Origin of the sequence: Pseudomonas sp. TE50-2 (genome assembly GCF_040813665.1) — a bacterium.
In the GTDB taxonomy this organism is placed as follows: domain Bacteria; phylum Pseudomonadota; class Gammaproteobacteria; order Pseudomonadales; family Pseudomonadaceae; genus Aquipseudomonas; species Aquipseudomonas soli.
Genome location: NZ_JBFNXN010000001.1, coordinates 4504833 through 4527923 on the forward strand (window position 1 = coordinate 4504833; position 23091 = coordinate 4527923).

The 23091-nt window shown below is 64.8% G+C and carries 23 protein-coding genes; 8 read left to right on the forward strand and 15 right to left on the reverse strand.

What is annotated here, in order from left to right; genetic code table 11:
• Positions 1 to 3 precede the first annotated feature (3 nt).
• From AAHK21_RS20605 to AAHK21_RS20625, 5 genes are all read right to left on the reverse strand, one after another.
• Complete coding sequence (locus AAHK21_RS20605) at positions 4 to 993, reverse strand: ABC transporter ATP-binding protein (RefSeq protein ID WP_046854565.1); 990 nt, start codon at positions 991 to 993, stop codon at positions 4 to 6.
• Between the two features lies 1 nt (position 994).
• Entirely contained in the window at positions 995 to 1789 is a 795-nt protein-coding gene (locus AAHK21_RS20610) for an ABC transporter permease (protein WP_367858197.1), read from the reverse strand.
• On the reverse strand, positions 1779 to 2618 hold the full coding sequence (locus tag AAHK21_RS20615; protein WP_023631600.1) for an ABC transporter permease subunit: 840 nt from the start codon (positions 2616 to 2618) through the stop codon (positions 1779 to 1781). Before AAHK21_RS20615 ends, AAHK21_RS20610 begins: the two co-directional genes overlap by 11 nt.
• Positions 2615 to 3421, reverse strand: coding sequence for an alkaline phosphatase family protein (locus tag AAHK21_RS20620; protein ID WP_367858198.1), 807 nt, complete (start codon positions 3419 to 3421; stop codon positions 2615 to 2617). Before AAHK21_RS20620 ends, AAHK21_RS20615 begins: the two co-directional genes overlap by 4 nt.
• Before the next feature lie 70 nt (positions 3422 to 3491).
• Positions 3492 to 4550: an ABC transporter substrate-binding protein gene (locus AAHK21_RS20625; RefSeq protein ID WP_046854569.1), complete on the reverse strand. Its 1059-nt coding sequence runs from the start codon at positions 4548 to 4550 to the stop codon at positions 3492 to 3494.
• Between the two features lie 336 nt (positions 4551 to 4886).
• On the opposite strand from AAHK21_RS20625, the gene phnR reads away from it, so the two are divergent.
• Positions 4887 to 5600 carry a phosphonate utilization transcriptional regulator PhnR gene (gene phnR / locus AAHK21_RS20630; RefSeq protein WP_367858199.1) on the forward strand — a complete coding sequence of 238 codons (714 nt, stop codon included), beginning with the start codon at positions 4887 to 4889 and terminating at the stop codon, positions 5598 to 5600.
• Positions 5601 to 5701: 101 nt separating this feature from the next.
• Here phnR and AAHK21_RS20635 read toward each other — a convergent pair whose 3' ends face one another.
• From AAHK21_RS20635 to minC, 7 genes are all read right to left on the reverse strand, one after another.
• On the reverse strand, positions 5702 to 7858 hold the full coding sequence (locus AAHK21_RS20635) for a mechanosensitive ion channel domain-containing protein (protein ID WP_367858200.1): 2157 nt from the start codon (positions 7856 to 7858) through the stop codon (positions 5702 to 5704).
• 44 nt (positions 7859 to 7902) lie between these two features.
• Positions 7903 to 8073 carry a hypothetical protein gene (locus AAHK21_RS20640; RefSeq protein WP_167388396.1) on the reverse strand — a complete coding sequence of 57 codons (171 nt, stop codon included), beginning with the start codon at positions 8071 to 8073 and terminating at the stop codon, positions 7903 to 7905.
• 132 nt (positions 8074 to 8205) lie between these two features.
• Positions 8206 to 9495: a M18 family aminopeptidase gene (locus AAHK21_RS20645; protein ID WP_023631594.1), complete on the reverse strand. Its 1290-nt coding sequence runs from the start codon at positions 9493 to 9495 to the stop codon at positions 8206 to 8208.
• A 101-nt stretch (positions 9496 to 9596) separates the two neighbouring features.
• Positions 9597 to 10232: an RluA family pseudouridine synthase gene (locus AAHK21_RS20650; RefSeq protein ID WP_046854572.1), complete on the reverse strand. Its 636-nt coding sequence runs from the start codon at positions 10230 to 10232 to the stop codon at positions 9597 to 9599.
• Positions 10233 to 10384: 152 nt separating this feature from the next.
• Positions 10385 to 10639 carry a cell division topological specificity factor MinE gene (gene minE, locus AAHK21_RS20655; protein WP_023631120.1) on the reverse strand — a complete coding sequence of 85 codons (255 nt, stop codon included), beginning with the start codon at positions 10637 to 10639 and terminating at the stop codon, positions 10385 to 10387.
• Between the two features lie 3 nt (positions 10640 to 10642).
• Positions 10643 to 11455, reverse strand: coding sequence for a septum site-determining protein MinD (gene minD, locus AAHK21_RS20660; RefSeq protein ID WP_023631119.1), 813 nt, complete (start codon positions 11453 to 11455; stop codon positions 10643 to 10645).
• Between the two features lie 97 nt (positions 11456 to 11552).
• Positions 11553 to 12314, reverse strand: a complete 762-nt coding sequence (gene minC, locus AAHK21_RS20665) for a septum site-determining protein MinC (RefSeq protein ID WP_367858201.1) — start codon at positions 12312 to 12314, stop codon at positions 11553 to 11555.
• 100 nt (positions 12315 to 12414) lie between these two features.
• Between minC and AAHK21_RS20670 the strand changes: the two genes are divergently transcribed.
• Together AAHK21_RS20670 and AAHK21_RS20675 are read left to right on the forward strand one after the other, a co-directional pair.
• Positions 12415 to 13350, forward strand: coding sequence for a lipid A biosynthesis lauroyl acyltransferase (locus tag AAHK21_RS20670; protein WP_046854574.1), 936 nt, complete (start codon positions 12415 to 12417; stop codon positions 13348 to 13350).
• A 60-nt stretch (positions 13351 to 13410) separates the two neighbouring features.
• On the forward strand, positions 13411 to 14553 hold the full coding sequence (locus AAHK21_RS20675; protein WP_367858202.1) for a patatin-like phospholipase family protein: 1143 nt from the start codon (positions 13411 to 13413) through the stop codon (positions 14551 to 14553).
• Between the two features lie 76 nt (positions 14554 to 14629).
• Here the strand turns inward: AAHK21_RS20675 and AAHK21_RS20680 are convergent, their stop codons facing one another.
• Both AAHK21_RS20680 and AAHK21_RS20685 read right to left on the reverse strand, forming a co-directional pair.
• On the reverse strand, positions 14630 to 15364 hold the full coding sequence (locus AAHK21_RS20680) for a VacJ family lipoprotein (protein ID WP_367859012.1): 735 nt from the start codon (positions 15362 to 15364) through the stop codon (positions 14630 to 14632).
• A 73-nt stretch (positions 15365 to 15437) separates the two neighbouring features.
• The gene (locus AAHK21_RS20685) at positions 15438 to 16736 is read right to left on the reverse strand and encodes a serine/threonine protein kinase (protein WP_367858203.1); all 1299 of its coding nucleotides are present in this window, start codon (positions 16734 to 16736) and stop codon (positions 15438 to 15440) included.
• A 288-nt stretch (positions 16737 to 17024) separates the two neighbouring features.
• Here AAHK21_RS20685 and AAHK21_RS20690 point away from each other — a divergent pair, with 288 nt between their 5' ends.
• Entirely contained in the window at positions 17025 to 17378 is a 354-nt protein-coding gene (locus AAHK21_RS20690; RefSeq protein ID WP_367858204.1) for a hypothetical protein, read from the forward strand.
• A gap of 102 nt (positions 17379 to 17480) precedes the next feature.
• Here AAHK21_RS20690 and AAHK21_RS20695 read toward each other — a convergent pair whose 3' ends face one another.
• On the reverse strand, positions 17481 to 19028 hold the full coding sequence (locus tag AAHK21_RS20695) for a beta (1-6) glucans synthase (protein ID WP_367858205.1): 1548 nt from the start codon (positions 19026 to 19028) through the stop codon (positions 17481 to 17483).
• A gap of 222 nt (positions 19029 to 19250) precedes the next feature.
• Between AAHK21_RS20695 and AAHK21_RS20700 the strand changes: the two genes are divergently transcribed.
• The 4 genes from AAHK21_RS20700 to AAHK21_RS20715 all read left to right on the forward strand — a co-directional run bounded on the left by AAHK21_RS20700 (position 19251) and on the right by AAHK21_RS20715 (position 23031).
• Positions 19251 to 20111: a glycine betaine ABC transporter substrate-binding protein gene (locus tag AAHK21_RS20700; RefSeq protein ID WP_367858206.1), complete on the forward strand. Its 861-nt coding sequence runs from the start codon at positions 19251 to 19253 to the stop codon at positions 20109 to 20111.
• Positions 20112 to 20363: 252 nt separating this feature from the next.
• Positions 20364 to 20675, forward strand: a complete 312-nt coding sequence (locus AAHK21_RS20705; RefSeq protein ID WP_023629970.1) for a DUF485 domain-containing protein — start codon at positions 20364 to 20366, stop codon at positions 20673 to 20675.
• Positions 20672 to 22336: a cation acetate symporter gene (locus AAHK21_RS20710; protein ID WP_038706600.1), complete on the forward strand. Its 1665-nt coding sequence runs from the start codon at positions 20672 to 20674 to the stop codon at positions 22334 to 22336. Before AAHK21_RS20705 ends, AAHK21_RS20710 begins: the two co-directional genes overlap by 4 nt.
• A gap of 215 nt (positions 22337 to 22551) precedes the next feature.
• The gene (locus tag AAHK21_RS20715) at positions 22552 to 23031 is read left to right on the forward strand and encodes a CS1 type fimbrial major subunit (protein ID WP_367858207.1); all 480 of its coding nucleotides are present in this window, start codon (positions 22552 to 22554) and stop codon (positions 23029 to 23031) included.
• Positions 23032 to 23091: the final 60 nt, after the last annotated feature.

Sequence of the window (23091 nt, forward strand, 5' to 3'; positions counted from 1 at the left end):
TCCTTAGGCCACTTCCCGTAGCGCCGTGGGGTCGATCGACAAGGATACCCGTTGTCCGTCCGCATGCAGATCGCTGGCGCAACGATTGAGTACGTCCACCACCAGTTCCACGCCGCGTACCTGGACGCGGTAGCGGATCACGTTGCCCAGCAGGCTGTGGCTGCGGATCTCGCCATCCAGCTCGCCGTTCAGGCTCAGGGTGATCGACTCTGGCCGGATCGCCAGGCGTGCGGCCACCGGGCGTTGCAGCAGGCGGCTGGCGCTGTCGGCATCGAGCAGGTTGTAGTTGCCGATGAAGCCGGCGGCGAACAGGTCCACGGGCGCGGTGTAGAGGGTTTCGGCATCGCCGCTCTGGACGATGCGTCCCTGGTTCATCAGGACGATGCGGTCCGACATGGTCAGCGCTTCTTCCTGGTCATGGGTGACGAAGATGGTGGTCAGCCCCAGCTCGCGCTGGATGGCGCGGATCTGTTCGCGCAGGTGCTTGCGGATACGCGCATCCAGTGCCGACAGAGGCTCGTCGAGCAACAGCAGGCGCGGGCGGGTGACCAGAGAGCGGGCCAGGGCCACGCGCTGGCACTGGCCGCCGGACAGCTGGTGCGGGTAGCGCGAGGCGAAGCTGCCGAGCTCGACCAGGTCGAGTACCTCGCGCACCCGTGCCTGGCTTTCGTCGGCCTTGACCTTCTGCATGCGCAGGCCGAAGGCGACGTTCTGTTCCACGGTCATGTTGGGGAACAGCGCGTAGCTCTGGAACACCATGCCGATGCCGCGCTTCTGCGGGCTCAACGGCACGATATCCTGGCCGTCGAGCAGGATGCGCCCGCTGTCCACCGGGGTCAGCCCGGCGATGCAGCGCAGCAGGGTGGACTTGCCGCAGCCGGAGGGGCCGAGCAGGGTGACGAACTCGCCGCGTTCGATCTGGCAGTCGATGTTCTCGAACACCGGGCTGCCGGCGTAGCTCTTTTGCAGTTTCTGTACGCTGACGAAGCTCATGTCAGGTCTTGTCCTTGTTCAGGCGGTTGGCAACCCAGGTCAGCACCAGCACGAAGGCGAAGTAGGAGATCACCAGGGCGCTGTTGAAGTGGCCGCTGCTGTTGCGCATGTTGTTCAGGTACACCTGCAAGGTCTCGTAGCGGGTGCCCACCAGCAGGTTGGCGAACACGAACTCGCCGAACAGGAACGAGAACGACAGCAGCAACGCCACCATCAGGCCCTTGCGCAGGTTCGGCAGCACCACCAGGAACGCCGCCTGCCAGGTACTGGCGCCGAGCAGTTGCGCGGCGTCCATCAGGTCGCGCAGGTTGATCGCCTGCAGGTTGTTGGTAATCGCCCGGTACATGAACGGCAGGGCGATGGTGAAATAGCAGCCGATCAGGATCCACGGCGTGCCGACCATGGCCATCGGCCCGCTGCCATAGAGTTGCAGCAAGCCCACCGCAGACACCACCGGCGGCACCGCGAACGGCAGCAGGATGAGTACGTTCATCAAGGCGTCGAGCTTGGGGAAGTGGTAGTGCACCACGAACAACAGCGGCAGGATCAGCACCACCGACAGCACCAGCGCGCCCACGCACACCAGCAGCGACTGGCCGAAGGCGGCGAGGAAGCGCGGTTCGCTCCACAGCGCCACATACCACTTGAAGGTCAGGCCGCTGGGCAGCAGGGTCGCCGACCAGCTGGTGGCCAGCGAATAGAGCAGGGTGCCGGCCAGCGGCAGCAGCAGGATGAGGAACAGCAGGTAGACCACCGCGCGGTGGTAGAGCCCGCCGGGTTTGTTTTCAGCGCGCATGGTAGCTCCTCTTGAGCAGCCATTGATGGGCCACCGTGACCACGGTCATCAGGCCCACCAGCACCATCGCCAGCGCGCTGGCCAGGTTCGGGTCGAGGCTGATGTCGCCGGCCACAAGGCCGGCGATGCGAATCGGCAGCACGTTGAAGTTGCCGGTGGTCAGGGCGTAGACGGTGGCATAGGCGCCCAGGGCGTTGGCCAGCAGGATGACGAAGGTGCCGAGCAGCGCCGGGGTAAGCACGGGCAGGCCGATGTGCCGCCAGAACTGCCAATGGCTGGCGCCCAGCAGCGCGGCGGACTCACGCCAGTCTTCGCGCAGGGCGTCGAAGGCGGGGTAGAGCAGCAATACGCCCAAGGGGATCTGGAAGTAGGTGTAGACCAGGATCAGGCCGGTCTTGGAGTAGATACTGAAGTCGCCGAGCAGCCCCATCTGCTTGAGCAGCAGGGTGAGCGCGCCATTGAAGCCGAGCAGGATGATGAAGGCGAACGCCAGGGGCACGCCGGAAAAGTTGCTGGTCATGTTGGCGAAGGCGCTGACGAAGTCGCGCAGTTTCGAGTCGACCTGGCGCAGCGAATAGGCACCCAACGTGGCGATGACGATGCCGAACAGGCTCGACCAGAAGCTGATCTCCAGGCTGCGTTGCAACGCCTGCAGGTAGAACTTCGAGGCGAAGATCTTGCTGAAGTTGGCCAGGCCCCAGCCACTCTCGCTTTGCAGGCTGTTTATCGCAACCCAGGCCAGCGGCGCGATCTGGAAAATGATGAAGAACACGGCGAACGGCAGCAGGCAGAGCAGGGCCAGGTAGCGGCCGCGATGGCTTGCATTCACTTGAGCAGCTCCCGGCAGACCGGTTTGTCGTGGGCGGCGCCGAGCAGTTCGCAGATCGTGCCGCACAGCTCGGTCTGCAGCGGCTTGGCCGCAGGGTCGAGGCTGAATGCCTCGCCGAATACGAACAGCGGCACTTCACGCTCCTCGGCGAGCAGGCCGTTGTGCGAGCGGTCGTTGTTCATGCCGTGGTCGGCGGTGACCAGCACCTGGTAGCCCTCCTCGAGCCAGCGCGGCAGGTAGTCGGCCAGCAGGATGTCGGCGCTGCGCGCGGCATTGCGGTACTGGCTGCTGTCCAGGCCATGGCGGTGGCCGGCGTCGTCGATGTTCATCGGGTGCACCAGGAGGAAATTCGGCGCATGGCGACGGCGCAGGTACTCGGCGTCGGCCAGCAGGTGCGAATCGGGGTAGTGGTCGGCGTAGTAGAACAGGCCGTGCTGGATCGGCAGCTTCGGCGCGTGGGTGTGGCGGTCGCGCAGCGGGTCGAACGGCGAGCGGTTATACAGTTCGCTCATCCAGTGGTAGGCCGCCGCCGCGGTGCCCAGGCCGGCCTCGCGGGCGTAGTGGAACACGCTGCGCTGGTTGGACAGGCGGTTGATGTTGTTGTGCACGATGCCGCTGTCGATCGGCGGCACACCGGTGAGAATGCATTCGTAAAGTGGGCGTGACAGCGACGGCAGCTCGCACTCCACGCGGTACAGCGCGGCGCGGTCGGCCTCGACATAGGCATGCAGGTGGCCCATGGCGTGATGGGCGACCTGGTGGTTGAGGCCGTCGAGCAGGACCAGGATGACGTTGTGTGACATGTTGGCTCCAGGGGAAACGGGGCCTCGTGGGAGTGGCGGTGCGCCGATGCTCCCACGAGGTGGGTGGCGCTTACTCCATCTCGATGATCACCTGCTCCTGCCACTTCTGTGGCAGGGCCTTGGAGGTCGCTTCCCAGGCCGCAGCATCTTTGATTGGCTGGGCGGCCTTGTACTGCTCGTTGGGCAGCAGCTTGGCCTGTACATCCGCCGGCAGCTTCAGGTGTTCGGCACGGATCGGCCGGGCGTGGCCGATGGCCAGGTTGGTCTGGCCGGCATCGCTGAAGATGTATTCACGGGTCAGCTTGGCCGCGTTCGGGTGCTTGGCGTATTTGTTGATGATGGTGGTGTAGCCGGAGATGACCGAGCCATCGGAGGGGATCAGCACCTCGAAGCGTTTCGGGTCGATCTGTTCGCGGTAGCTCAGGCCGTTGAAGTCCCACACCACGCCCACTTCCACCTCGCCTTTCTCGAGGGTCTGGATGGTCGGGTTGGCCAGCGACAGGCGCTTCTGCTGGGCCAGCTTGGTGAACAGCTGCAGGCCCGGCTCGATGTTGCTTTCGCTGCCCTTGTAGGCAATGGCGGCGGCGAGTACGCCGTTGGCGGCCTGGGCGGCGGTGCCGACGTCACCGATGGCGACCTTGTACTTGCCCTTTTCCAGGTCGTGCCAGGTGCTTGGGCGGTCCTCTTCCTTCACCAGGTCCTTGTTGATGATGAAGGCGATGGTGCCGGTGTAGGCCAGCGCCCAGTGGCCGTCCTGGTCCTTGGCCCACGCCGGGACCTGGTCCCAGGTGCTTGGCTTGTAGGGTTGGGTCACGCCCTTGGCGACCGCGATCGGGCCGAAGGCCGCGCCGACGTCGCCGATATCCGCGCTGGCGTTGTCCTTCTCGGCATCGAACTTGGCGACTTCCTGGGCCGAGCTCATGTCGGTGTCGCTGTGCTTGAGGCCGTATTTTTTCGCCAGGTCTTCCCAGGTGCCTTTCCAGTTGGCCCAGGCATCGGGCATGCCCACGCTGTTGACCGTGCCTTCCTTGCGGGCGGCGTCTTCAAGGGCCTTGAGGTCCTGGGCCATGGCCGAGGTGCAAAAAGCGATGGCCGAACCGAGCAGTGACGCCATGAACAACTTTTTCATCCGAAGCTCCTTTGGTGGGTGCCTTGCATTCGTTGTTATGAACGGAAGCGGTGCTTGCGACCCCTTGGTCTAGGTCAGCAAACCTTGCGCCAAGGTAGGCCTGTTGCGTGACAGTTTGATGTAAGGGGCGGGGGCGGGTGACAGGCCCAAGGCCCTGGAACTACAGCGTAGACCAGATCGAAAGCCTTGATTCGCGTGGGCTGGCGCGGATCTGGCAGATCTGGCAAGTGCCCTGCGGCGCCTGTGTCACAGGATGTTCATCAGCCGTGCCTAGGCTTGCACTACGCTCCAACTGCCCTGTTTCGGGGCTGGACTAGTCCAGATAGGTAACCTTTGATGCAAGCGACGCCACCGCGCGCGGTAACAGCCATCTGCCACGCGCTGCAGGAGCAGATCGAACACGGCTTGCTGGCGCCCGGCGGTAAGCTGCCGGCCGAGCGCAGGCTCAGCGAGGTGTTCGACACCACGCGTATCACGCTGCGCGAGGCGCTGGTGCAGCTCGAGGCCATGGGCCTGATCTACCGCGAGGAGCGGCGCGGCTGGTTCGTCGCGCCCGAGCGTCTGACCTACGACCTGATCGAGCGCAGCCACTTCCATGCGATGGTGCGCGACCAGGGGCGCGAGCCGCGTACGCAGCTGCTGTCGGCGCGGCTGCAGCCGGCTTCGGCGGCGATCTGCGCGCGCCTGCGGCTGCCGGCGTTGTCCAGCGTGGTGCGGATCTGCCGGTTGCGGCGTATCGACGGGCGGGCGGTGCTGTATGCCGAGCACTATCTCAACCCGCGCTATTTCCCAGGCATCCTCGAACTGGACCTGGCCCAGTCACTGACCGAGATCTATGCGCGGGAGTACGCGATTCACTATGGGCAGGTGTGCTTCGAGATCCTGCCGACGGCGTTGCCGGCCGAGGCGGCGGCTGCCCTGAAGGTGTCGGCTGGCAGCCCCGGGCTGCATATCACCCGGGTCAACAGCGACCAGCATGGGCATCTGATCGACTGCGACCTGGAGTACTGGCGCCATGATGCGATTCGCATCCGCGCGCAGGCGGGGTAAGGGGGCTGCTGTGCAGCCCATCGCCGGCAAGCCGGCTCCCACAGGTTTGGCATGTGATCCCTGTGGGAGCCGGCTTGCCGGCGATGGGGCGCGAAGCGGCCCTAGCTGGCGGCTCCGCCGGCTTCAGGGATGGCACCACCCCCAGCCGTCACCACCTGTACCGACAGCCGTGGCGTCGCCAGATCCAACCCCGCTTCATCGAGCTGGCGCTTCAACGCCAGGTTGAACGCCCGCGACACCTCCCACTGCTTGATCGGCGCGGTCTTGAACCGCGCCCGCAGGATCGCCGAGCCCGACTCGAAGCTTTCCACCCCCTGCAACTCCAGCGGCGACCAGATGTTGCGGCGCATCAGCGGGTCGTTGCGCAGTTTCTGCCCGACCTCGCGGATCAGGGTGATGGCCTGGTCGATGTTCATGCTGTGCGGGATGGCCACGCGGAAGATCGCGTAGCCGAACTCGCGCGAGTAGTTCTTGATGCTCTTGATCTCGCTGAACGGGATGGTGTGCACGATGCCGTCGATGTCGCGCAGGCGCACGGTGCGGATGGTCAGGCCCTCGACCGTGCCCAGGTGGCCGCCGACATCCACGTAGTCGTCGATGGCCAGCGAGTCCTCGATGATGATGAACAGGCCGGTGATCAGGTCGGCCACCAGCGACTGGGCGCCGAAACCGATGGCCAGGCCGATGACACCGGCACCGGCCAGCAGCGGGGTGACGTTCATGCCCATGTTGGCCAGGGCGACGATCACCGCGATGATGACGATCACCACGAACATCACGTTGCGGATCAGCGGCATCATGGTCTGCGCGCGGGCGTTGGCCAGCCCGCGCCGCGAATGCACCAGGGCATGGTGCACGGCGGTGTCGGCGAGGATCCACACCAGCCAGGCGACGATCAGCGTGCCGGCCAGGCCCAGCAGGCGCAGGCTGACTTCATGGCCGTCACCCTCGGCGAAGCTGATCATCGAGTGGCCCCAGACGCGCAGGCCCAGTTCGATGAACAGCAGCCAGATGAACAGGTGCACCAGGACATAGCCGAAGTTGCGCAGGCGTTCGGTATAGAGCGCCTGGCGCTTGTTGGCGCGCCTGGGCTTTGCCGCGTGGCGACGGACCAGGCCGTTGAGCACCATGCACACCACCACCAGCACGGTGCACATCAGCGACTGGCGCAGGGCGGTACTGGTGTCGCCGGCGGAGACGAAGGTGGCGAACAGCGAGATCGCCACCAGGATCAGCGCCGGGATGTACCAGAAGCTGCCGAGCAGTTCGATGGTGTCGCTCAGGGTGCGCCGGGTCAGGCGCCGGGACAGGGGCTGGTTGCGGATCAGGTGGGCGATCGGGCGGCGGAAGCGCAGGATGAACAGCCCGGTGCACAGCGCGGCGATCACATTGGCCAGGGTGGCCAGGGCGTGGGCCAGGTGGCTGCCCAGCGCGGTGGTCAGGCGTGGGTCGCTCATCGCCTCGCCGAACGCGGCGAAGCTGCCGATCAGCCACAGCGGGCGGAACGCCTGGTGCCGCAGGATATGCAGGGCGCGGTGGCGATGCGGGCCGTCGAGCAGCGAGAAGGCAATCACGCAGATCGCCGAGAACAGGGTGCCGACCACCAGCGCGTAGGCCAGCACCATGGCCATCGACTTGCCCAGCGAGGAGGGCAGGGCGAAGCTCAGGTACACGGTGAACACCAGCGCCACCAGCCATGGGCCGAGCTTGCGCAGGGCAAAGCGCACCAGGTCCCAGGTCCGCGGGTGTTGCGGCAGGTCTTCGGTCAGGCCGAAACGCAGGCGCACGCGGTGGCCGATCCAGTTGAAGGCATAGGCCAGCAGGCCCCAGACCAGGATGACCCCGGCGAAGCCGAACAGGATCGCCGGCCATTGATGCACCGGCACCACCAGTGCGGCCAGTTCGTCCTGGGCCTGGTCGATTTCCAGCGACCAGCGCTTGAACGGGCTGGCATCGCCGCTGAACTGTTTCTCGAAGTCGTGCAGGGCACCGCCGATCAGGCCGAGCACGCCCTGTTCGACGGTGGGTTGCGATTGCCGGGTGGCGTCGCGCAGCTTCTTCAGGTCGGCCAGCAGCTTGGCGCGTTGCTGGTCGTTTTCCAGGTTCTTGATCACCTCGTCCAGGGACTTGCCCAAGGGCTCGCTGGCTTCGGGCTGGGCGGGCGTGCTGGAACCGAGCAGGCCTGGCAGGCCGGCGGCGTGCGCTGGCGTGACGAACAGCAGGAACAGCAGCGTGATGCAACGCAGGAGGGCTGGCACCGGGAAATCTACCTCAGGTCAAACGTTTGCCCGAGTGTAGAGGTTTACGACGGCAGTTTCTCGAGGATCTTCCAGCAGGTGAGGCCGAAAATGCCGAGGGTGCCGATCCACATCATCAGCACGCCGACATTGCGCTCGCGCAGGCTGAAACCGATGGTCAGCAGCATCAGGAACAGGAACACCGGCACGAACAGGGACAGGAACGGCGATGACATGGACAGCATCCTTCTGTTTTGGGGGCCATGTATCAAGCATAGCGCTTTGCAAGCGAGGCGGATTGACCGGGGGCAGGCGGTGGGCAAGTCGCACCGCCGCTCCCACGGGGTCGCGTGGGAGCGGGTTGGCCGTCAGGGCAGTTCGCGGCTGCGGTAGAAGGCGCCGAGCACCTTCACCAGGTGGGCCAGGTCATGGCTGCCGCACAGCTCGCGGATCGAGTGCATGGCGAAGGTCGGCAGGCCGATATCCACCGTGCGCACGCCCAGGTGGCTGGCTGTGATCGGGCCGATGGTCGAGCCGCAGCCCATGTCGCTGCGCACCACGAAGCTCTGCACCGGGACTTCCTCGGCCATGCACAGGTGGCGGAAGAAGCCGGCGGTTTCGCTGTTGGTGGCGTAGCGCTGGTTGTTGTTGACCTTGATAACCGGGCCTGCGTTGAGCTTGGGGCCGTGGTTGCCGTCGTGCTTGTCGGCGTAGTTGGGGTGCACGCCGTGGGCATTGTCGGCCGAGACCATCAGCGAGCGCTGGATGGTGCGCACATAGTCGTCGCCATCGGGCAGCAGGCGCTGCAGGGTCTGTTCGAGCATCGGGCCATCGGCGCCGCAGGCCGAGCAGGAGCCGACTTCCTCGTGGTCGTTGCACACCAGTACGCAGGTCTCGTCGCCTTCGGCGTTCAGCAGCGCCTGCAAGCCGGCGTAGCACGACAGCAGGTTGTCCAGGCGGGCGGCGGCGATGAAGTCGCCGTTCAGGCCGATCAACGCGGCGTCCTGGGTGTCGTAGAAGCTCAGCTCGTAATCCAGCACCACGTCGGCGTTGAGGTCGTGTTCGCGGGCCAGCTGCTCGGTGAGCAGGGCGCGGAAGTCGACGCGCTCGTCGCCGGCGACCTGCGCCAGGATCGGTGGCAGTTCGGTCTGCGGGTTGATCTGCCAGCCTTCGTTGGCGGTGCGGTTGAGGTGGATCGCCAGGTTGGGGATCACCGCGATCGGCAGCTTGAAATCGATCAGCTGGCTTTCCACCTTGCCGTCACGGCGGAAGGTGACCCGGCCGGCCAGCGACAGGTCGCGGTCGAACCAAGGGGCGAGCAGGGCGCCGCCATAGACTTCGACGCCCAGTTGCAGGAAGCCCTGGCGCTGCAGTTCGGGCTGCGGCTTGACCCGCAGGCATGGGCTGTCGGTGTGGGCGCCGACCATGCGGATACCGCCGATCAGCGGCGAATGCTTGCCGAGCTTGATGGCGATGATCGAGGAATCGTTACGGGTCACGTAGTAGCGGCCGCCAGGCACGGTGGCCCAGCTGTCGCGTTCGTCCAGGCGCTGGTAGCCGGCGGCCTCGAGGCGTTGCGCGAGGCTGGCGGTGGCGTGGAAGGGCGTCGGGGAGGCCTTGAGGAATTCGATCAGGCCGGCGTTCAGGGCATCGCGCATAAGTCACTCCAGACAGCAGTGGCGCGAGTTTAGCGTAAATGCTCGAAAATTTGTGTCGAGCCATCGCGAGGCGTGGCCGCGCCCCGCGATTGGCCAGGGCCTTAGAACGGCGCCGGACACTCGAATTTCAGGCGTTCGCCAGACACCGGATGGGTAAAGCTCAGCATCGAGGCATGCAGGCACAGCCGCTCATGGGCCGCCAGCGCTTCGGGGTTGGCGTACAGCCGGTCGCCGAGCAGCGGGTGGCCGATCGACAGCATGTGCACGCGCAGCTGGTGCGAGCGCCCGGTGATCGGCGTCAGCTCGACCCGGCAGTGATCGCCGCAGCGCTCGACGATGCGCCAGAAGGTCAGGGCATGCTTGCCTTGCTCATGGTCGACCACGTGGCGCGGCTTGGTCGGCGGGTCGTAACGCAGGGGCAGGTCGATGCTGCCGCTGTCGAGCGCGGGCTGGCCCCAGCACAGCGCGGTATAGGCCTTTTCGGTCTCGCGGTCGTGGAACTGGCGTGACAGTTCACGATGGCTGTCGGCGTCGCGGGCGAGCAGGATGATCCCCGAGGTTTCCCAGTCCAGGCGGTGGACGATCAGGGCTTCCGGGTAGCCGTTTTCCTGCAGGCGGGTGATCAGGCAGTCCTTGTTGTCCTCGGCGCGGCCCGGCACCGACAACAGCAGGGTCGGCTTGTTGATCACCAGGACGGCGGCGTCTTCGTGAAGGATCTGGATGTTCGACAGCGGCATTGCTAGGTCTCGGTGAAATGGCGGAAAGCACTGGGGCCGCCTTGCGGCCCATCGCCGGCGCCGGCTCCCACAGGATCCCGCGTTGTCTGTGGGAGCCGGCTTGCCGGCGATGGGCTGCAAAGCAGCCCCAATGATTACACCCAGCTGCGCGATCAGCGATCAGGCAGGGTGATGTTCAGTTCCAGAATCGAGCAGCTGCCCTGGTTTTCCAGTTCGATCTGTACGTCGTCGTTGCCGATGTTGACGTACTTGCGGATCACCTCGACCAGCTCCTTCTGCAAGGCAGGCAGGTAGTCCGGGGTGCTGCGCTGGCCACGCTCGTGCGCCACGATGATCTGTAGACGCTCTTTCGCTACCGACGCGCTGCTCTGTTTCTGTCTGCCACGAAAGAAGTCAAAAAGGTTCATGGTTTATTTGCCTCCAAACAGGCGCGCGAAGAATCCTTGCTTCGGCACTTCGATGAACCGCAGTGGCTTGGGCTTGCCCAGCAGGCGGTCGACGGTGTCGCTGTACGCCTGGCCTGCATCGCTCTGGTCATCGAGGATGACCGGGATGCCCTGGTTGGAGGCCTTGAGCACGGCTTGGGATTCGGGGATGACACCCAGCAGTTCGACCGAGAGGATTTCCTTGACGTCCTCGACGCCAAGCATTTCGCCCTTTTCGACGCGCTCGGGGTGGTAGCGGGTGATCAGCAGGTGTTCCTTGATCGGGTCTTCGCCCTGTTCGGCACGGCGCGACTTGCTCGACAGCAGGCCGATCATGCGGTCGGAGTCACGTACCGACGAAACCTCGGGGTTGGTCACGACGATGGCTTCGTCGGCGAAGTACATCGCCAGGTGCGCACCTTTCTCGATACCGGCCGGCGAGTCGCAGACCACGAAGTCGAACTGGTCCTTGAGCTCCATCAGTACCTTTTCGACGCCTTCCTTGGTCAGCGCGTCCTTGTCGCGGGTCTGGCTGGCGGCCAGCACGAACAGGTTTTCCAGGCGCTTGTCCTTGATCAGGGCCTGCTGCAGGTTGGCTTCGCCGTTGACCACGTTGACGAAGTCGTACACCACGCGGCGTTCGCAGCCCATGATCAGGTCGAGGTTACGCAGGCCGACGTCGAAGTCGACGATGACCGTCTTGTGCCCGCGCAGTGCGAGGCCGGTACCGATGGCGGCGCTGGTGGTGGTCTTGCCCACACCCCCCTTGCCGGAAGTAACCACGAGAATCTTGGCCAAGGTGTTTCACCCCTAAATAATTCGGGACAGACGTCCCTGCAAATACAAAAAACGGCAACGGGAAAAAAGTTGCGCTAAAAATGCCGGCAAGTATCCGTTAAAGACGGGTGATGTTCAACACGTCGCCGGACAGGCTGACCTGTACGCCCGAACCCCACAGCGGGTCGCGGCGCAGGTCTTCGCACACTTTGTACTGGCCGGCGATGGAGACCATTTCCGCAGTCATCTGCAGGCAGAAGATCCGCGCCTTGGTATTGCCCTTGATGCCGGCCAGGGCACGGCCACGCATGGCGCCGTACACATGGATGTTGCCATCGGCAAGAAGTTCCGCGCCGGGGCTGACCGAACCGGTCACCACCAGGTCGCCGCCCTGGGCGTAGATCTGCTGGCCGCCGCGCACCGTCGAGGTGATGATCCGCGTCGGGCGAACTTCGGGTTCGGCCGGCGCAGCTGGCGGCGCAGGCGCGGGCTCGGGCTTCTTCACCTCGGGCTCCGGCTCGAGCGGCCGTTCACGGGCGCCGGACGGCGGCAGCACCGGCAGGTCGATGGCGATCGCCGCGGCGATGTCCTCGATGCGGCTGGCGCGGATCGCCAGGGTGCGCAGGCCATGGTGACGGCACACGCGCATCAGCCCGGGCAGGTCGATGGCGCCTTCGTCATGGGGCAGCTTGTCCAGGGCCAGCACCAGCGGCGTGTTGCTGAAGAAATTCGGCGCCTGCGCGACCTTCGCCGCCAGCTGGCGGTCGAGGGACTCGAGGTCGTTGCGCGCCAGTTCCAGCACGGTGATGGCAAGCATGCTGCCCTTGAGCTGGAACACGGGGGCGTTGTCGGGTGTCTGGTTGGGGCTCATGGTCTGCATAGACGGCTTGTTGCGAAAAAAGTGCCCTGACTTATAGCGATAAGACCGTTTGCCCGCAACCGATGTAGAATGCCGGGCTCATGTCTTGCCGGAAGCTTCAATGGAACGCCCGCGTTTTCGATCCTCTTTCCTTCACCCGCGATTCTGGGGCCTGTGGCTGGGCCTGGGCCTGCTGTGGCTGGTCGCCCAGCTGCCGTACCGGGCCTTGCTGGGGCTGGGGCGCGCCCTGGGCGCGGTGATGTACCGGCTGGCGGGTGAGCGCCGACGCATCGCCGCGCGCAACCTGGAACTGTGCTTCCCGGCGCTGTCCGGCGACGAACGGCAGCGCCTGCTCAAGGAAAACTTCGCCTCCACCGGCATCGCCTTCTTCGAAATGGCCATGAGCTGGTGGTGGCCAAAGGCCCGGCTGGCGCGCCTGGCCCACATCGAGGGCATCGAGCACCTGCAGGCCGCCCAGCGTGAAGGTGAGGGGGCGATCCTCATGGCCGTGCACTTCACCACCCTGGAGATCGGCGCCGCCTTGCTGGGCCAGGTACATACCATCGACGGCATGTACCGCGAACATGGCAACCCGGTGTTCGACTTCATCCAGCGCCGCGGCCGCGAGCGCCACAACGCCGACTCGCTGGCGGTGGAGCGCGACGACGTGCGCGGCATGCTCAAGCTGCTGCGCAAGGGCCGGGCGATCTGGTACGCGCCGGACCAGGACTACGGCATCAAGCAGAGTATCTTCGTGCCGCTGTTCGGTATCCCCGCGGCCACCGTCACCGCCACCACCAAGTTCGCCCGGCTGGGCAAGGCGCGGGTGATTCCGTTCACCCAGAAGCGCCTGGAGGATGGCAGCGGCTATCGCCTGGTGGTGCACCCGCCGCTCGAAGACTTCCCCGGCGAAACCGAGGAGGCCGACTGCCTGCGCATCAACCAGTGGGTCGAGGGTGTGCTGCGCGAGTGCCCGGAGCAGTACCTGTGGGCGCATCGGCGCTTCAAATCGCGGCCAGAAGGCGAACCACGGCTGTACGACAAGAAAAAGCGTTAGGGAGCGGGCTTGCCTCACGACGAGGCCGGTACTGGCAACCACTGACTCCAGGAAGGATGCATGACCTCAACCACCGGCCTGATCCTCTCCGGCGGCGGTGCCCGCGCCGCCTACCAGGTCGGCGTGCTGGCCGGCATTGCCGAACTGCTGCCGCCGGGCGCCGCCAATCCGTTCCCGGTGATCGTCGGCACCTCGGCTGGCGCGATCAACGCGGTCAAACTGGCCAGCGGCGCCACCCGCTTCGCCGAGTCGGTACAGCAACTGACGGCATTCTGGCAGAACTTTCGCAGCCACCTGGTGCTACGCAGCGACTGGCCAGGCGTGATCCGCCAGGCCAGTCGCTTCGTCGGCCACAGTCTGCTGGGGCTCGGCGGCCAGGTGCCGGTGGCACTGCTCGACAGCCGCCCATTGCGCGGCCTGCTGCACGAGCATCTGGACCTGGATGGCATCGCCCACTCCCTGGCGGCCAATCAGTTGCGTGCCATCGCCGTGACCGCGTTCGGCTACGAGTCCGGCCAGGCGGTGACCTTCTACCAGGGCCGCGACACCATCGAACCCTGGTTGCGCCACCGCCGCATCGGCATGCCCACGCCGCTGACCATCGACCACCTGCTGGCCAGTTCGGCGATCCCGTTGCTGTTCGCCCCGGTACGCCTGGGCGAGGAGTACTTCGGTGACGGCGCGGTGCGCCAGCCGGCGCCGATCAGCCCGGCGCTGCACCTGGGCGCCAGTCGCGTGCTGGTGGTCGGGGTCAGCGGCAACCCCCAGCGACCCTCGCCACCCTTGCCGACCCAGCGCGTGTTCAGCGGCCAGCAACCGAGCCTGGCGCAGATCGGCGGGCATATGCTCAACAGCACCTTCATCGACAGCCTCGAGGACGATATCGAGCTGCTGCAGCGCCTCAACCATCTCAGCCACTTGCTGCCGGCGCACCTGGACGCCCGGCGCCTGGGGTTGGCGCCGATCGAGGTGCTGGTGGTGGCGCCCAGCCAGCCGCTGGACGAGATCGCCGCCCGTCACCGCCGCGAGCTGCCGGCGGCGCTGAGGCTGTTCCTGCGCGGGCCGGGGGCGACCAAGACCAGCGGGGCAGGGGTGTTGAGCTACCTGCTGTTCGAGGCGAGCTATTGCAGCGAACTGATCGAGTTGGGGCGCAAGGATGCCTTGGCCAAGAAGCGGGAGCTGTGCCAGTTCCTGGGGATTTGAGGTTTCCTGTATTGGCCTTTCGCCGGAAAGCCGTGGCGACGAACCGTGGCGAAAGGGCCGCGTAGCGGCCCCATGCTTATTCGGCGATCTGCAACTTGCGCGACTGGGTGTACACGTATCGCAGCTTCTCGTACTCGAACGGTGAGTTGGTCTGCCCGTAGCGGAAGTTGGTGGTGTAGCGCTTGTCCACTGCCCGCAGCACGGTGAGCTCCGGGTGGTCGCTGGCGGTGTCGGGTACGTTCAGGTAGTTGATTTCCTTCTCCCCCACGTAATCCACCACCAGCCCGGTGGTGTCGCGCAGGTTCGACGGGCCGAGGATCGGCAGCATCAGGTACGGTCCGTCCGGCACCCCGTAGAAGCCCAGGGTCTGGCCGAAGTCCTCGCTCTGCCGAGGCAGGCCCATCTTGGTCGCCGGGTCCCACAAGCCGCCGACCCCGATGATGGTGTTGAACATCAATCGGGCGGTGATCTGCGCCGAACGCTTGGGCTTGAGCTGCAGCACACTGTTGAACAGGTTGGGCACATCACCCAGGTTGTTGAAGAAGTTGCTCACCCCGGTGCGCACGAAGCCGGGGGTGATGTAGCGGTAGCCGTCGACCACCGGCAGGAACACCCACTCGTCGAAGCGGTAGTTGAAGTGGTAGATGCGTCGGTTCAGCGACTCCAGCGGGTCGTAGATGTTCAGCGCGGCCAGGGTCGAGCGTTCGAACTCGCGCTGGTCCAGGCCGGGGTTGAATTTCAGTTCGCGCAGCGGGTCGACGAAACCGTCGGATTCCACGGTGAGCGTTTCGGTCTTGTCGGCCTCGACCACGCTGGCACGCGGCGCGACTTCCTCGGCCAGGGCGCAGCCGCTGGCGAGCAGGGCGGTGACGAGCAGCAGTCTGTTAACCACGGAAGAACTCCAGCATGGCGTCGCTGTTGACGCGGTAGTTGAGGTTGCCGCAATGGCCGCCATGGGGGTAGAGCGTCAGGCGTTCGCCGAAGACCCGGCGCAGGAAGCCGATGTCGCCGGGGCCGAGGATCACATCGTCGGCGTTGTGCATCACGGCGATCTTCGGGTTGTCGCGCAGATAGTCCTCCAGCGCGTACAGGCTCACCTGGTCGATCAGTTGCAGCAGGCTGTTGCCGTCGGTGCGCGCGCGCCACATGGGGATCACCTGTTCGGTCAGGTAGCAGTCGAAGTCGCACTGCAGGGCCCGTTTGAAGAAGGGCTCCAGGCTGCTGCCCTCGGTGATCGGGAACTTCGGCGGAATGATCAGCCCGCGACGGTTGATCAGGTCGGAGGTAAAGGCGATGTCGGCGGCCGAGAAGCGGAACGAGGTGCCGATGAGCATGGCCATCTGCTCGTTGGACAGGTGCTCTCGCGACTTCTGGAAGTCGTACAGCAGTGCATCGTTGAGATCGATGTAGCCCTTGTCCTGGAAATAGCGGGTGAGCTTTTCCAGCATCAGTTCATAGAAGGTGGTGCTGCGATCGATGCCCTTGACCCGCGTCTGCACCAGCTTGTCCAGGTTGGTGATCGAGGTGTACAGGTTGACCGGCGGGTTGAGCAGCAGCACACGCTTGAACTTGAAGCTCTGGCGGGTTTCGTCGAGCTTGCTGACGAACGCCGCGTCCAGTGCGCCCAGGCTGTAGCCAGTGAGGTAGTACTCGCTGACCGGCAGGCGCGCTTGTTGGGCGCGCACCGCCTGCATGACCCGGTACAGGTCCTTGGCGTCCTCGCTCGACACCCCGGGGGTGGCGAAGCGCGAGGCTGCGCTCATGAAGTCCCAACTGGTGGGCGAGGACAGCTGCACCACATGGTAGCCGGCCTGGTAGAACAGCTTCTTCAGGTACTCGTTGATGCTGCTGGAGTAGGGCGCGCCGGTGCCGGCGATCAGGAAGATCAGCGGCGCTTCGTGGTCTTGCCTGGCCAGGCGGTAACGCAGTTTCTTCACCGACCAGAAATTGTCGGGCAGGGTGAACTCGCGCTCCGGGCGCAGGGTGAGGCTGTAGTCGGCCTGGTCGATGTCATCGTCGCTGGGCAGCGTCGGGCGCTGCTCCGGCGGCGTGGTGGCGATGGTCGCCTCGAACGGGTTGGTCAACGGGTAACCGTAGCTCGCGGCATCGATATCCCGCGCCGAGGCGGCCGCCGCCATGAGCAGGCCACCGAGCAGGGCGGCAAGGCGCAAAGATCGAAGCATGTAGTCCCCCAAGGAAAATGCAAGGTCGTGCAGTACGCAGGCTAGTGTCCTGTCTCGGAAAAACCTTCACCTTTGCGGGCAGAAGTGAACGTCTTGTTTCCAGGACAGGACACTAGGACCACGGCCGACTGGACAAAGTTGCCCGTCGCCCTGTCGTTCGTCGCACCAGATGTTGCCGCGCCAGCCAACGTTTGTCTTGTGCAACATAGCTGCCTGGCCATGATTTTGCCTTTCATCACCCCGCTGGGGGATCATGCAGCGTTTCCATTACCGCTGTTGGAGAACCGGATGTCTCGTACGTGGCCACTCTTTGTCTTGCTGGCGTGCCTGGGCCTGTGGCTGGCGGCCAGCTATGGCGTGCGTTATGGGTTGATGGAGGATGCCCGGTGGGTGGGGGTGTGCAGCGCCCCAGGGGCGATCTGGCAGTGCCAGGCGCGATCATTGCTCGGGCTGGGAATTCATTTCCAGGTCATGGCCTGGGGGGCGCTGGGCCTGGCGCTGGTCTGCCAGCTGTGGCCGGGACGGGGCGGCTGGTGGCTGGCGGTGCTGGCGTTGGTGTTCGGGGTGCCGGCGCTGGTGCTGTATACCGCGAGCATCGCGGTGTTTGCGTTGGTCCTGGCGGGGTTGCGGCTGGTGCGGTAAACGCGGGGCCACTTAGACGGCCCATCGCCGGCAAGGTCTGACGCGCTTTTCTGTGGGAGCCGGCTTGCCGGCGAATCGAGGACGAAGTCCTCGCGCTCGGTTTTACGCCGGGCGCAACCTCAGGCTGCGCCACAACGCCCCGACCATCAACACGCTGACCACCGCCCAGCCCCACGCCTGCGGGTTCTGCAGCCCTTCGTGGAACAGCTGCGGCGCCACCCCGGCACCTATGATGAAGGCCAGCAGCGCCACCTCCGCCCGTCGCGCCGGTACTGGCCGCAGCAGATAGACCAGCGCCGGCAGCAGCAATGCCGCGCTGGGGAAACTGCGATAGCGCGGATCGAACACCATCGCCAGCATGCTTACCGCCGCTGCGAACCCCGCCACCAGCAACCATGTACCTGCGTGCGCCTCGAGCCAGGCGAACAGCCGCTGGCGCCAGCCGTCACGGCGGGCCAGCGCCAGCGCGCCGTGGGCCAGCACCAGCAGGTTCAGCCCGGCCAGGGCAAACGCCCATAGCCATTCGCCGGCAAAGCGCGCGTTGGTGCGCATGAGTTCACCCCACAGCCCCAGGCAGCCTGCGCCCAGGGCCGCCAGCAACGGCAGAAGCAGGGTGGCGCGCTGGTCGGCCGGGCGCCCGGCCAGGGCCAGGACCGCCAGCACCAGGACCACGCTGGCCAGCAACCATTGTGGCCACAGTGCCAGGTTGCTCACCGGCCCTTCGAGCACGCCCTTATCGTGGCGGTCGGCGTCGTACAGCCCCCAGTAGCCGCCCACGGCGCCTTCGCTGGCGCGCTTCCACGGTTGGTCGAAGGCTTCGATCAGGTTGTAGCGCCAGCCGTTGGCTTCGGCCAGGGCGACGAAGCCACGGATGAAGCGGGCCTCGTTGACCCGGCTCGGCTCGGCGGTTTCGCGCTGGCGGCCCTCGCTGGGCCAGCCGGTTTCGCCGATCAGGATGTCCTTGGGCGCAAAGCGGTTGCCGAATACCTGGCGCACCTCGGCGACATGGGCCAGCGCCGCATCGATGCCGCGAGGCTCGTCTTCCCAATAGGGCAGCAGGTGGATGGTCAGGAAATCCACCGCCTGTGCGATCTGCGGATGCTGCAGCCAGAACTCCCAGACATCGGCGTAGGTCACTGGCACGCTGACCTGGCGTTTGACCTTGGCGATCAGGCCGGCCAGGCGTTCGCCGGTGACTTCCTTGCGCAACAGCGCCTCGTTGCCGACGATCACCGCGCTGACCACGTCGGGGTTGGCGTTGGCCGCGGCGATCAGCAACTCGACTTCCTTGTCGGTGTCCACCGGGTTGGCGTTGACCCAGGCGCCGAGCATCACCTTCAGTCCGTGCTTGCGCGCCAGCGCCGGGATCGCCTCGAGGCCGGTCATCGAATAGGTGCGGATGCACTGGAAACGTTCGCTGAGCAATGCCAGGTCGGCGTCCATGCGCGCCGGGCGCAGGCGGAACGGCTGGTCGAAGGGCGACTGGTCCTTGTCGAAGGGGGTGTACGAGGCGCACTGCAGCTTGTGCGTCGGGCTGGCGACATCGGGCAGGTGCACCGGCTTGCCGAGCCCATACCAGAGGGCGGCGAGACAGAGGAAGGCGAGCAGGCTGGCGAGCAGGTAGAGCGTGCGCAACATCGGGCGGTCCATCGTCGTATTCGGGAACTGGGGCCGCTGCGCAGCCCCGAGGACCCGTGATAGTAGCCCGGCGCCAAGCGTTTGGCATGCAAGGATCGCGCAGACCGCCACGCTTGCATGGCGCTAATGGCACAGTGCTGTCGCTGATCGCTCGCTGAAGGTCGCTGACAGAGCAGGTCGCAGGGCGAGGCAGGTCGATGATGCAATCTCCAAGACCTGACGAGGGATGCTTTGATGGCGACTATTACAAGAATGCGACGTTTCCTGGGCGTGGGCACCGCCCTGGTTTTGGCCATGAGTACTGCGCAGGCAATGGCCAAGGAAGTCAGCATCGGTTACGTGGATGGCTGGTCCGACAGCGTCGCCACCACCAACGTGGCCGCCGAAGTGATCAGGCAGAAACTCGGCTATGACGTGAAGCTGCAGGCCGTTGCCACCGGCATCATGTGGCAGGGCGTGGCCACCGGCAAGCTCGACGCCATGCTCTCGGCCTGGCTGCCGGTGACCCACGGTGAGTACTGGACCAAGAACAAGGACAACGTGGTCGACTACGGCCCCAACTTCAAGGACGCCAAGATCGGTCTGATCGTCCCCGAGTACGTCAAGGCCAACAGTATCGAAGATCTCAAGACCGATCAGAGCTTCAAGCAGAAGATCGTCGGTATCGATGCCGGCTCCGGGGTCATGCTCAAGACCGATCAGGCGATCAAGGACTACGGCTTGACCGGCTACAAGCTGACCGCCAGCTCCGGCGCGGCGATGACCGCGGAACTGGGCCGCTCCTATGCCAAGCAACAGTCCGTTGCCGTAACCGGCTGGGTACCGCACTGGATGTTCGCCAAATGGAAGCTGAAGTTCCTCGAGGATCCGAAAGGCGTGTACGGCGCCGCCGAGACCGTCAACAGCATCGGTAGCAAGGAACTGGCGAGCAAGGCCCCGGAAGTGGCCGAGTTCCTCAAGAAGTTCCAGTGGCAGTCCAAGGATGAGATCGGCGAGGTGATGCTGGCGATCCAGGAAGGCGCCAAGCCCGAGGCTGCGGCCAAGGACTGGGTGGCCAAGCATCCGGAGCGGGTCAAGGAGTGGACCGGCAAGTGATGGCCTGAAATGGGGCTGCTGTGCAGCCCTTTCGCCGCGGTTCGTCGCCACGACAAGCCGGCTCCCACAGATGCGGCGCAGATCCTTTGTGGGAGCTGGCTTGTCGTGGCGACGAACCGCAGCGGCCCCAAGGGTTGTTACCAAATCTGCAAAACACCGTTGCATCTAAGACTAAGGTCGTCTGGTTGGCGTCCAGCGGCAGCATAAAGTGGAGTCGGGTTCTCCCTAATCTGTGCTGCTAGGACAAAAACAATGAACGACAGCATTTACCAATCGATACAGAACAGTCCGCGCTTCAAGGAACTGGTCACCAAGCGCGAGCGTTTCGCCTGGATCCTCTCGGCGATCATGCTCGGCCTCTACTGCGCCTTCATCCTCCTCATCGCCTATGGCCCGCACGTGCTGGGCGCCAAGCTCAGCGCCGGCTCGTCGATCACCTGGGGCATCCCCCTCGGCGTCGGGCTGATTCTCTCGGCATTCGTGCTCACCGCGCTCTATGTGCGCCGCGCCAACGGCGAATTCGACGAGTTGAACAAGGCGATCCTCGAGGAGGCCAAGCAATGATCCGACACGCCAAAACCCTGGCCGTCCTGGCCTGCGGTGCCTTCGCACCCGCCGTGTGGGCCGCCGATGCCCTGACCGGCGAGGTGCAGAAACAACCGCTGAACGTCGCTGCCATCGCCATGTTCGTGGCCTTCGTCGCCTTCACCCTGGGTATTACCTACTGGGCCTCCAAGCGCAACAAGTCGGCGGCCGACTACTATGCCGCCGGCGGCAAGATCACCGGTTTCCAGAACGGCCTGGCGATCGCCGGTGACTACATGTCGGCGGCCTCGTTCCTGGGTATTTCCGCGCTGGTGTTCACCTCGGGCTACGACGGCCTGATCTACTCCATCGGTTTCCTGGTCGGCTGGCCGATCATCCTGTTCCTGATTGCCGAACGCCTGCGCAACCTGGGCAAGTACACCTTCGCTGACGTGGCCTCGTATCGCCTTGGGCAGAAGGAAATCCGCACCCTGTCGGCTTCCGGTTCGCTGGTGGTGGTGGCGTTCTACCTGATCGCCCAGATGGTGGGTGCTGGCAAGCTCATCGAGCTGCTGTTCGGCCTGGACTACCATGTGGCGGTGATCCTGGTTGGTATCCTGATGTGCCTGTACGTGCTGTTCGGCGGCATGCTGGCCACCACCTGGGTACAGATCATCAAGGCGGTGCTGCTGCTGTCCGGTGCCAGCTTCATGGCATTGATGGTGATGAAGCATGTCGGCTTCGACTTCAACACCCTGTTCTCCGAGGCGATCAAGGTACACGCCAAGGGCGAGGCGATCATGAGCCCGGGCGGCCTGGTCAAGGACCCGATCTCGGCGTTCTCGCTGGGCCTGGCGCTGATGTTCGGCACCGCCGGCCTGCCGCACATCCTGATGCGCTTCTTCACTGTCAGTGACGCCAAGGAAGCCCGCAAGTCGGTGCTCTACGCCACCGGCTTTATCGGTTACTTCTACATCCTGACCTTCATCATCGGTTTCGGCGCGATCCTGCTGGTCAGCACCAACCCCGACTTCAAGGACGCTGCCGGCGCCCTGATCGGCGGCAACAACATGGCGGCGGTGCACCTGGCCGACGCGGTAGGTGGCAGCGTGTTCCTCGGCTTCATCTCGGCAGTGGCCTTCGCCACCATCCTCGCGGTGGTCGCCGGCCTGACCCTGGCCGGTGCCTCGGCGGTGTCCCATGACCTGTACGCCAGCGTCTGGCGCAAGGGCAAGGCCAACGACAAGGACGAGATCCGCGTGTCGAAGATCACCACCGTCGCCCTGGGCGTGCTGGCGATCGGCCTGGGTATCCTGTTCGAGAAGCAGAACATCGCCTTCATGGTCGGCCTGGCCTTCTCCATCGCCGCCAGCTGCAACTTCCCGGTGCTGCTGCTTTCGATGTACTGGAAGAAACTGACCACCCGCGGCGCCATGATCGGTGGCTGGATGGGCCTGGTCAGCGCGGTGGGCCTGATGATCCTCGGCCCGACCATCTGGGTGCAGATCCTCGGTCATGAGAAAGCCATCTACCCGTACGAGTACCCAGCGCTGTTCTCGATGATCATCGCCTTCGCCGGCATCTGGTTCTTCTCGGTCACCGACAAGTCCAAGGCCGCCGAGAACGAACGTGCGCTGTTCTTCCCGCAGTTTGTGCGTTCGCAGACCGGCCTGGGGGCCAGTGGCGCGGTGTCGCACTGACACTTTCGCGCTGAACACCAACGCCCCGGTCGATGCCGGGGCGTTGGTGTTTTTGGAGAGGCTACAGGTCCCTGGGAATTTTCCTAGCGTGGCTCGGATCAGTCCTAAAGGCTGGCGCCGTACAGATACGAATAATCCCTATCACCAGCGGCAAATCGCCGTCTTGGTTTTTCTGGCTGGCTTTGTTCAGCCATTGATCGATAGGAGATCCATCTGTGAAAGCTTTGTTTGTTGCCCTTCCGCTCGCTCTCTTGGTTGCGGGTTCGGCCATGGCCGCCGACCCGGTCGAGAAGCAGGTTCAGGTTATCGCTACTGTTCCCACTGCCGCCTTCTTTGTCGAGCCGGTAGGTGGCAACTGGATGAACGATCCGCAGGAACTGATGTGGAATTCGAACCAGCAGTCCTTCTCTACCATCGACAAACAACTGCAGGTCAAGAGCACCATCGGTCCGATCGCTGCCTACCTGCTGTCGCCCGCCGTGATTTCCAGCGGCGCCGATGGGATCGATCTTGATGTCAAGGTCGCCGGTACCTCCCTTACCACCACCTCCTCCGAAGTGATCAGCGAGGCCCAGGCCAACGCGGGGGCGGTGGTCGGCTTCCAGATCGCCGCATTGCCGGCCAGCAGTGGCAGCTATGTGCCTGGCAGCTACCAAGGGTTGGTCAGCATGGTCTTTGAAACCGCCGCGCCTTGACCCTTTTGGGGCAATAGCTACTTTCTCTCTCGCCCCCTTCGCCCTGAGGCATTGCTTGCC

Excerpts from the sequence above, each read along its gene's own strand:
- AAHK21_RS20695 (WP_367858205.1), bottom strand. The coding sequence starts at position 19,028 with ATGGACCGCCCGATGTTGCGCACGCTCTACCTGCTCGCCAGCCTGCTC.
- AAHK21_RS20650 (WP_046854572.1), bottom strand. The coding sequence starts at position 10,232 with ATGCCGCTGTCGAACATCCAGATCCTTCACGAAGACGCCGCCGTCCTG.
- AAHK21_RS20700 (WP_367858206.1), top strand. The coding sequence starts at position 19,251 with ATGGCGACTATTACAAGAATGCGACGTTTCCTGGGCGTGGGCACCGCC.
- AAHK21_RS20685 (WP_367858203.1), bottom strand. The coding sequence starts at position 16,736 with ATGCTTCGATCTTTGCGCCTTGCCGCCCTGCTCGGTGGCCTGCTCATG.
- AAHK21_RS20675 (WP_367858202.1), top strand. The coding sequence starts at position 13,411 with ATGACCTCAACCACCGGCCTGATCCTCTCCGGCGGCGGTGCCCGCGCC.
- AAHK21_RS20605 (WP_046854565.1), bottom strand. The coding sequence starts at position 993 with ATGAGCTTCGTCAGCGTACAGAAACTGCAAAAGAGCTACGCCGGCAGC.
- AAHK21_RS20690 (WP_367858204.1), top strand. The coding sequence starts at position 17,025 with ATGTCTCGTACGTGGCCACTCTTTGTCTTGCTGGCGTGCCTGGGCCTG.
- AAHK21_RS20705 (WP_023629970.1), top strand. The coding sequence starts at position 20,364 with ATGAACGACAGCATTTACCAATCGATACAGAACAGTCCGCGCTTCAAG.
- AAHK21_RS20625 (WP_046854569.1), bottom strand. The coding sequence starts at position 4,550 with ATGAAAAAGTTGTTCATGGCGTCACTGCTCGGTTCGGCCATCGCTTTT.
- AAHK21_RS20670 (WP_046854574.1), top strand. The coding sequence starts at position 12,415 with ATGGAACGCCCGCGTTTTCGATCCTCTTTCCTTCACCCGCGATTCTGG.
- AAHK21_RS20610 (WP_367858197.1), bottom strand. The coding sequence starts at position 1,789 with ATGCGCGCTGAAAACAAACCCGGCGGGCTCTACCACCGCGCGGTGGTC.
- AAHK21_RS20645 (WP_023631594.1), bottom strand. The coding sequence starts at position 9,495 with ATGCGCGATGCCCTGAACGCCGGCCTGATCGAATTCCTCAAGGCCTCC.
- AAHK21_RS20620 (WP_367858198.1), bottom strand. The coding sequence starts at position 3,421 with ATGTCACACAACGTCATCCTGGTCCTGCTCGACGGCCTCAACCACCAG.
- minE (WP_023631120.1), bottom strand. The coding sequence starts at position 10,639 with ATGAACCTTTTTGACTTCTTTCGTGGCAGACAGAAACAGAGCAGCGCG.
- AAHK21_RS20640 (WP_167388396.1), bottom strand. The coding sequence starts at position 8,073 with ATGTCATCGCCGTTCCTGTCCCTGTTCGTGCCGGTGTTCCTGTTCCTG.
- phnR (WP_367858199.1), top strand. The coding sequence starts at position 4,887 with ATGCAAGCGACGCCACCGCGCGCGGTAACAGCCATCTGCCACGCGCTG.
- minC (WP_367858201.1), bottom strand. The coding sequence starts at position 12,314 with ATGCAGACCATGAGCCCCAACCAGACACCCGACAACGCCCCCGTGTTC.
- AAHK21_RS20710 (WP_038706600.1), top strand. The coding sequence starts at position 20,672 with ATGATCCGACACGCCAAAACCCTGGCCGTCCTGGCCTGCGGTGCCTTC.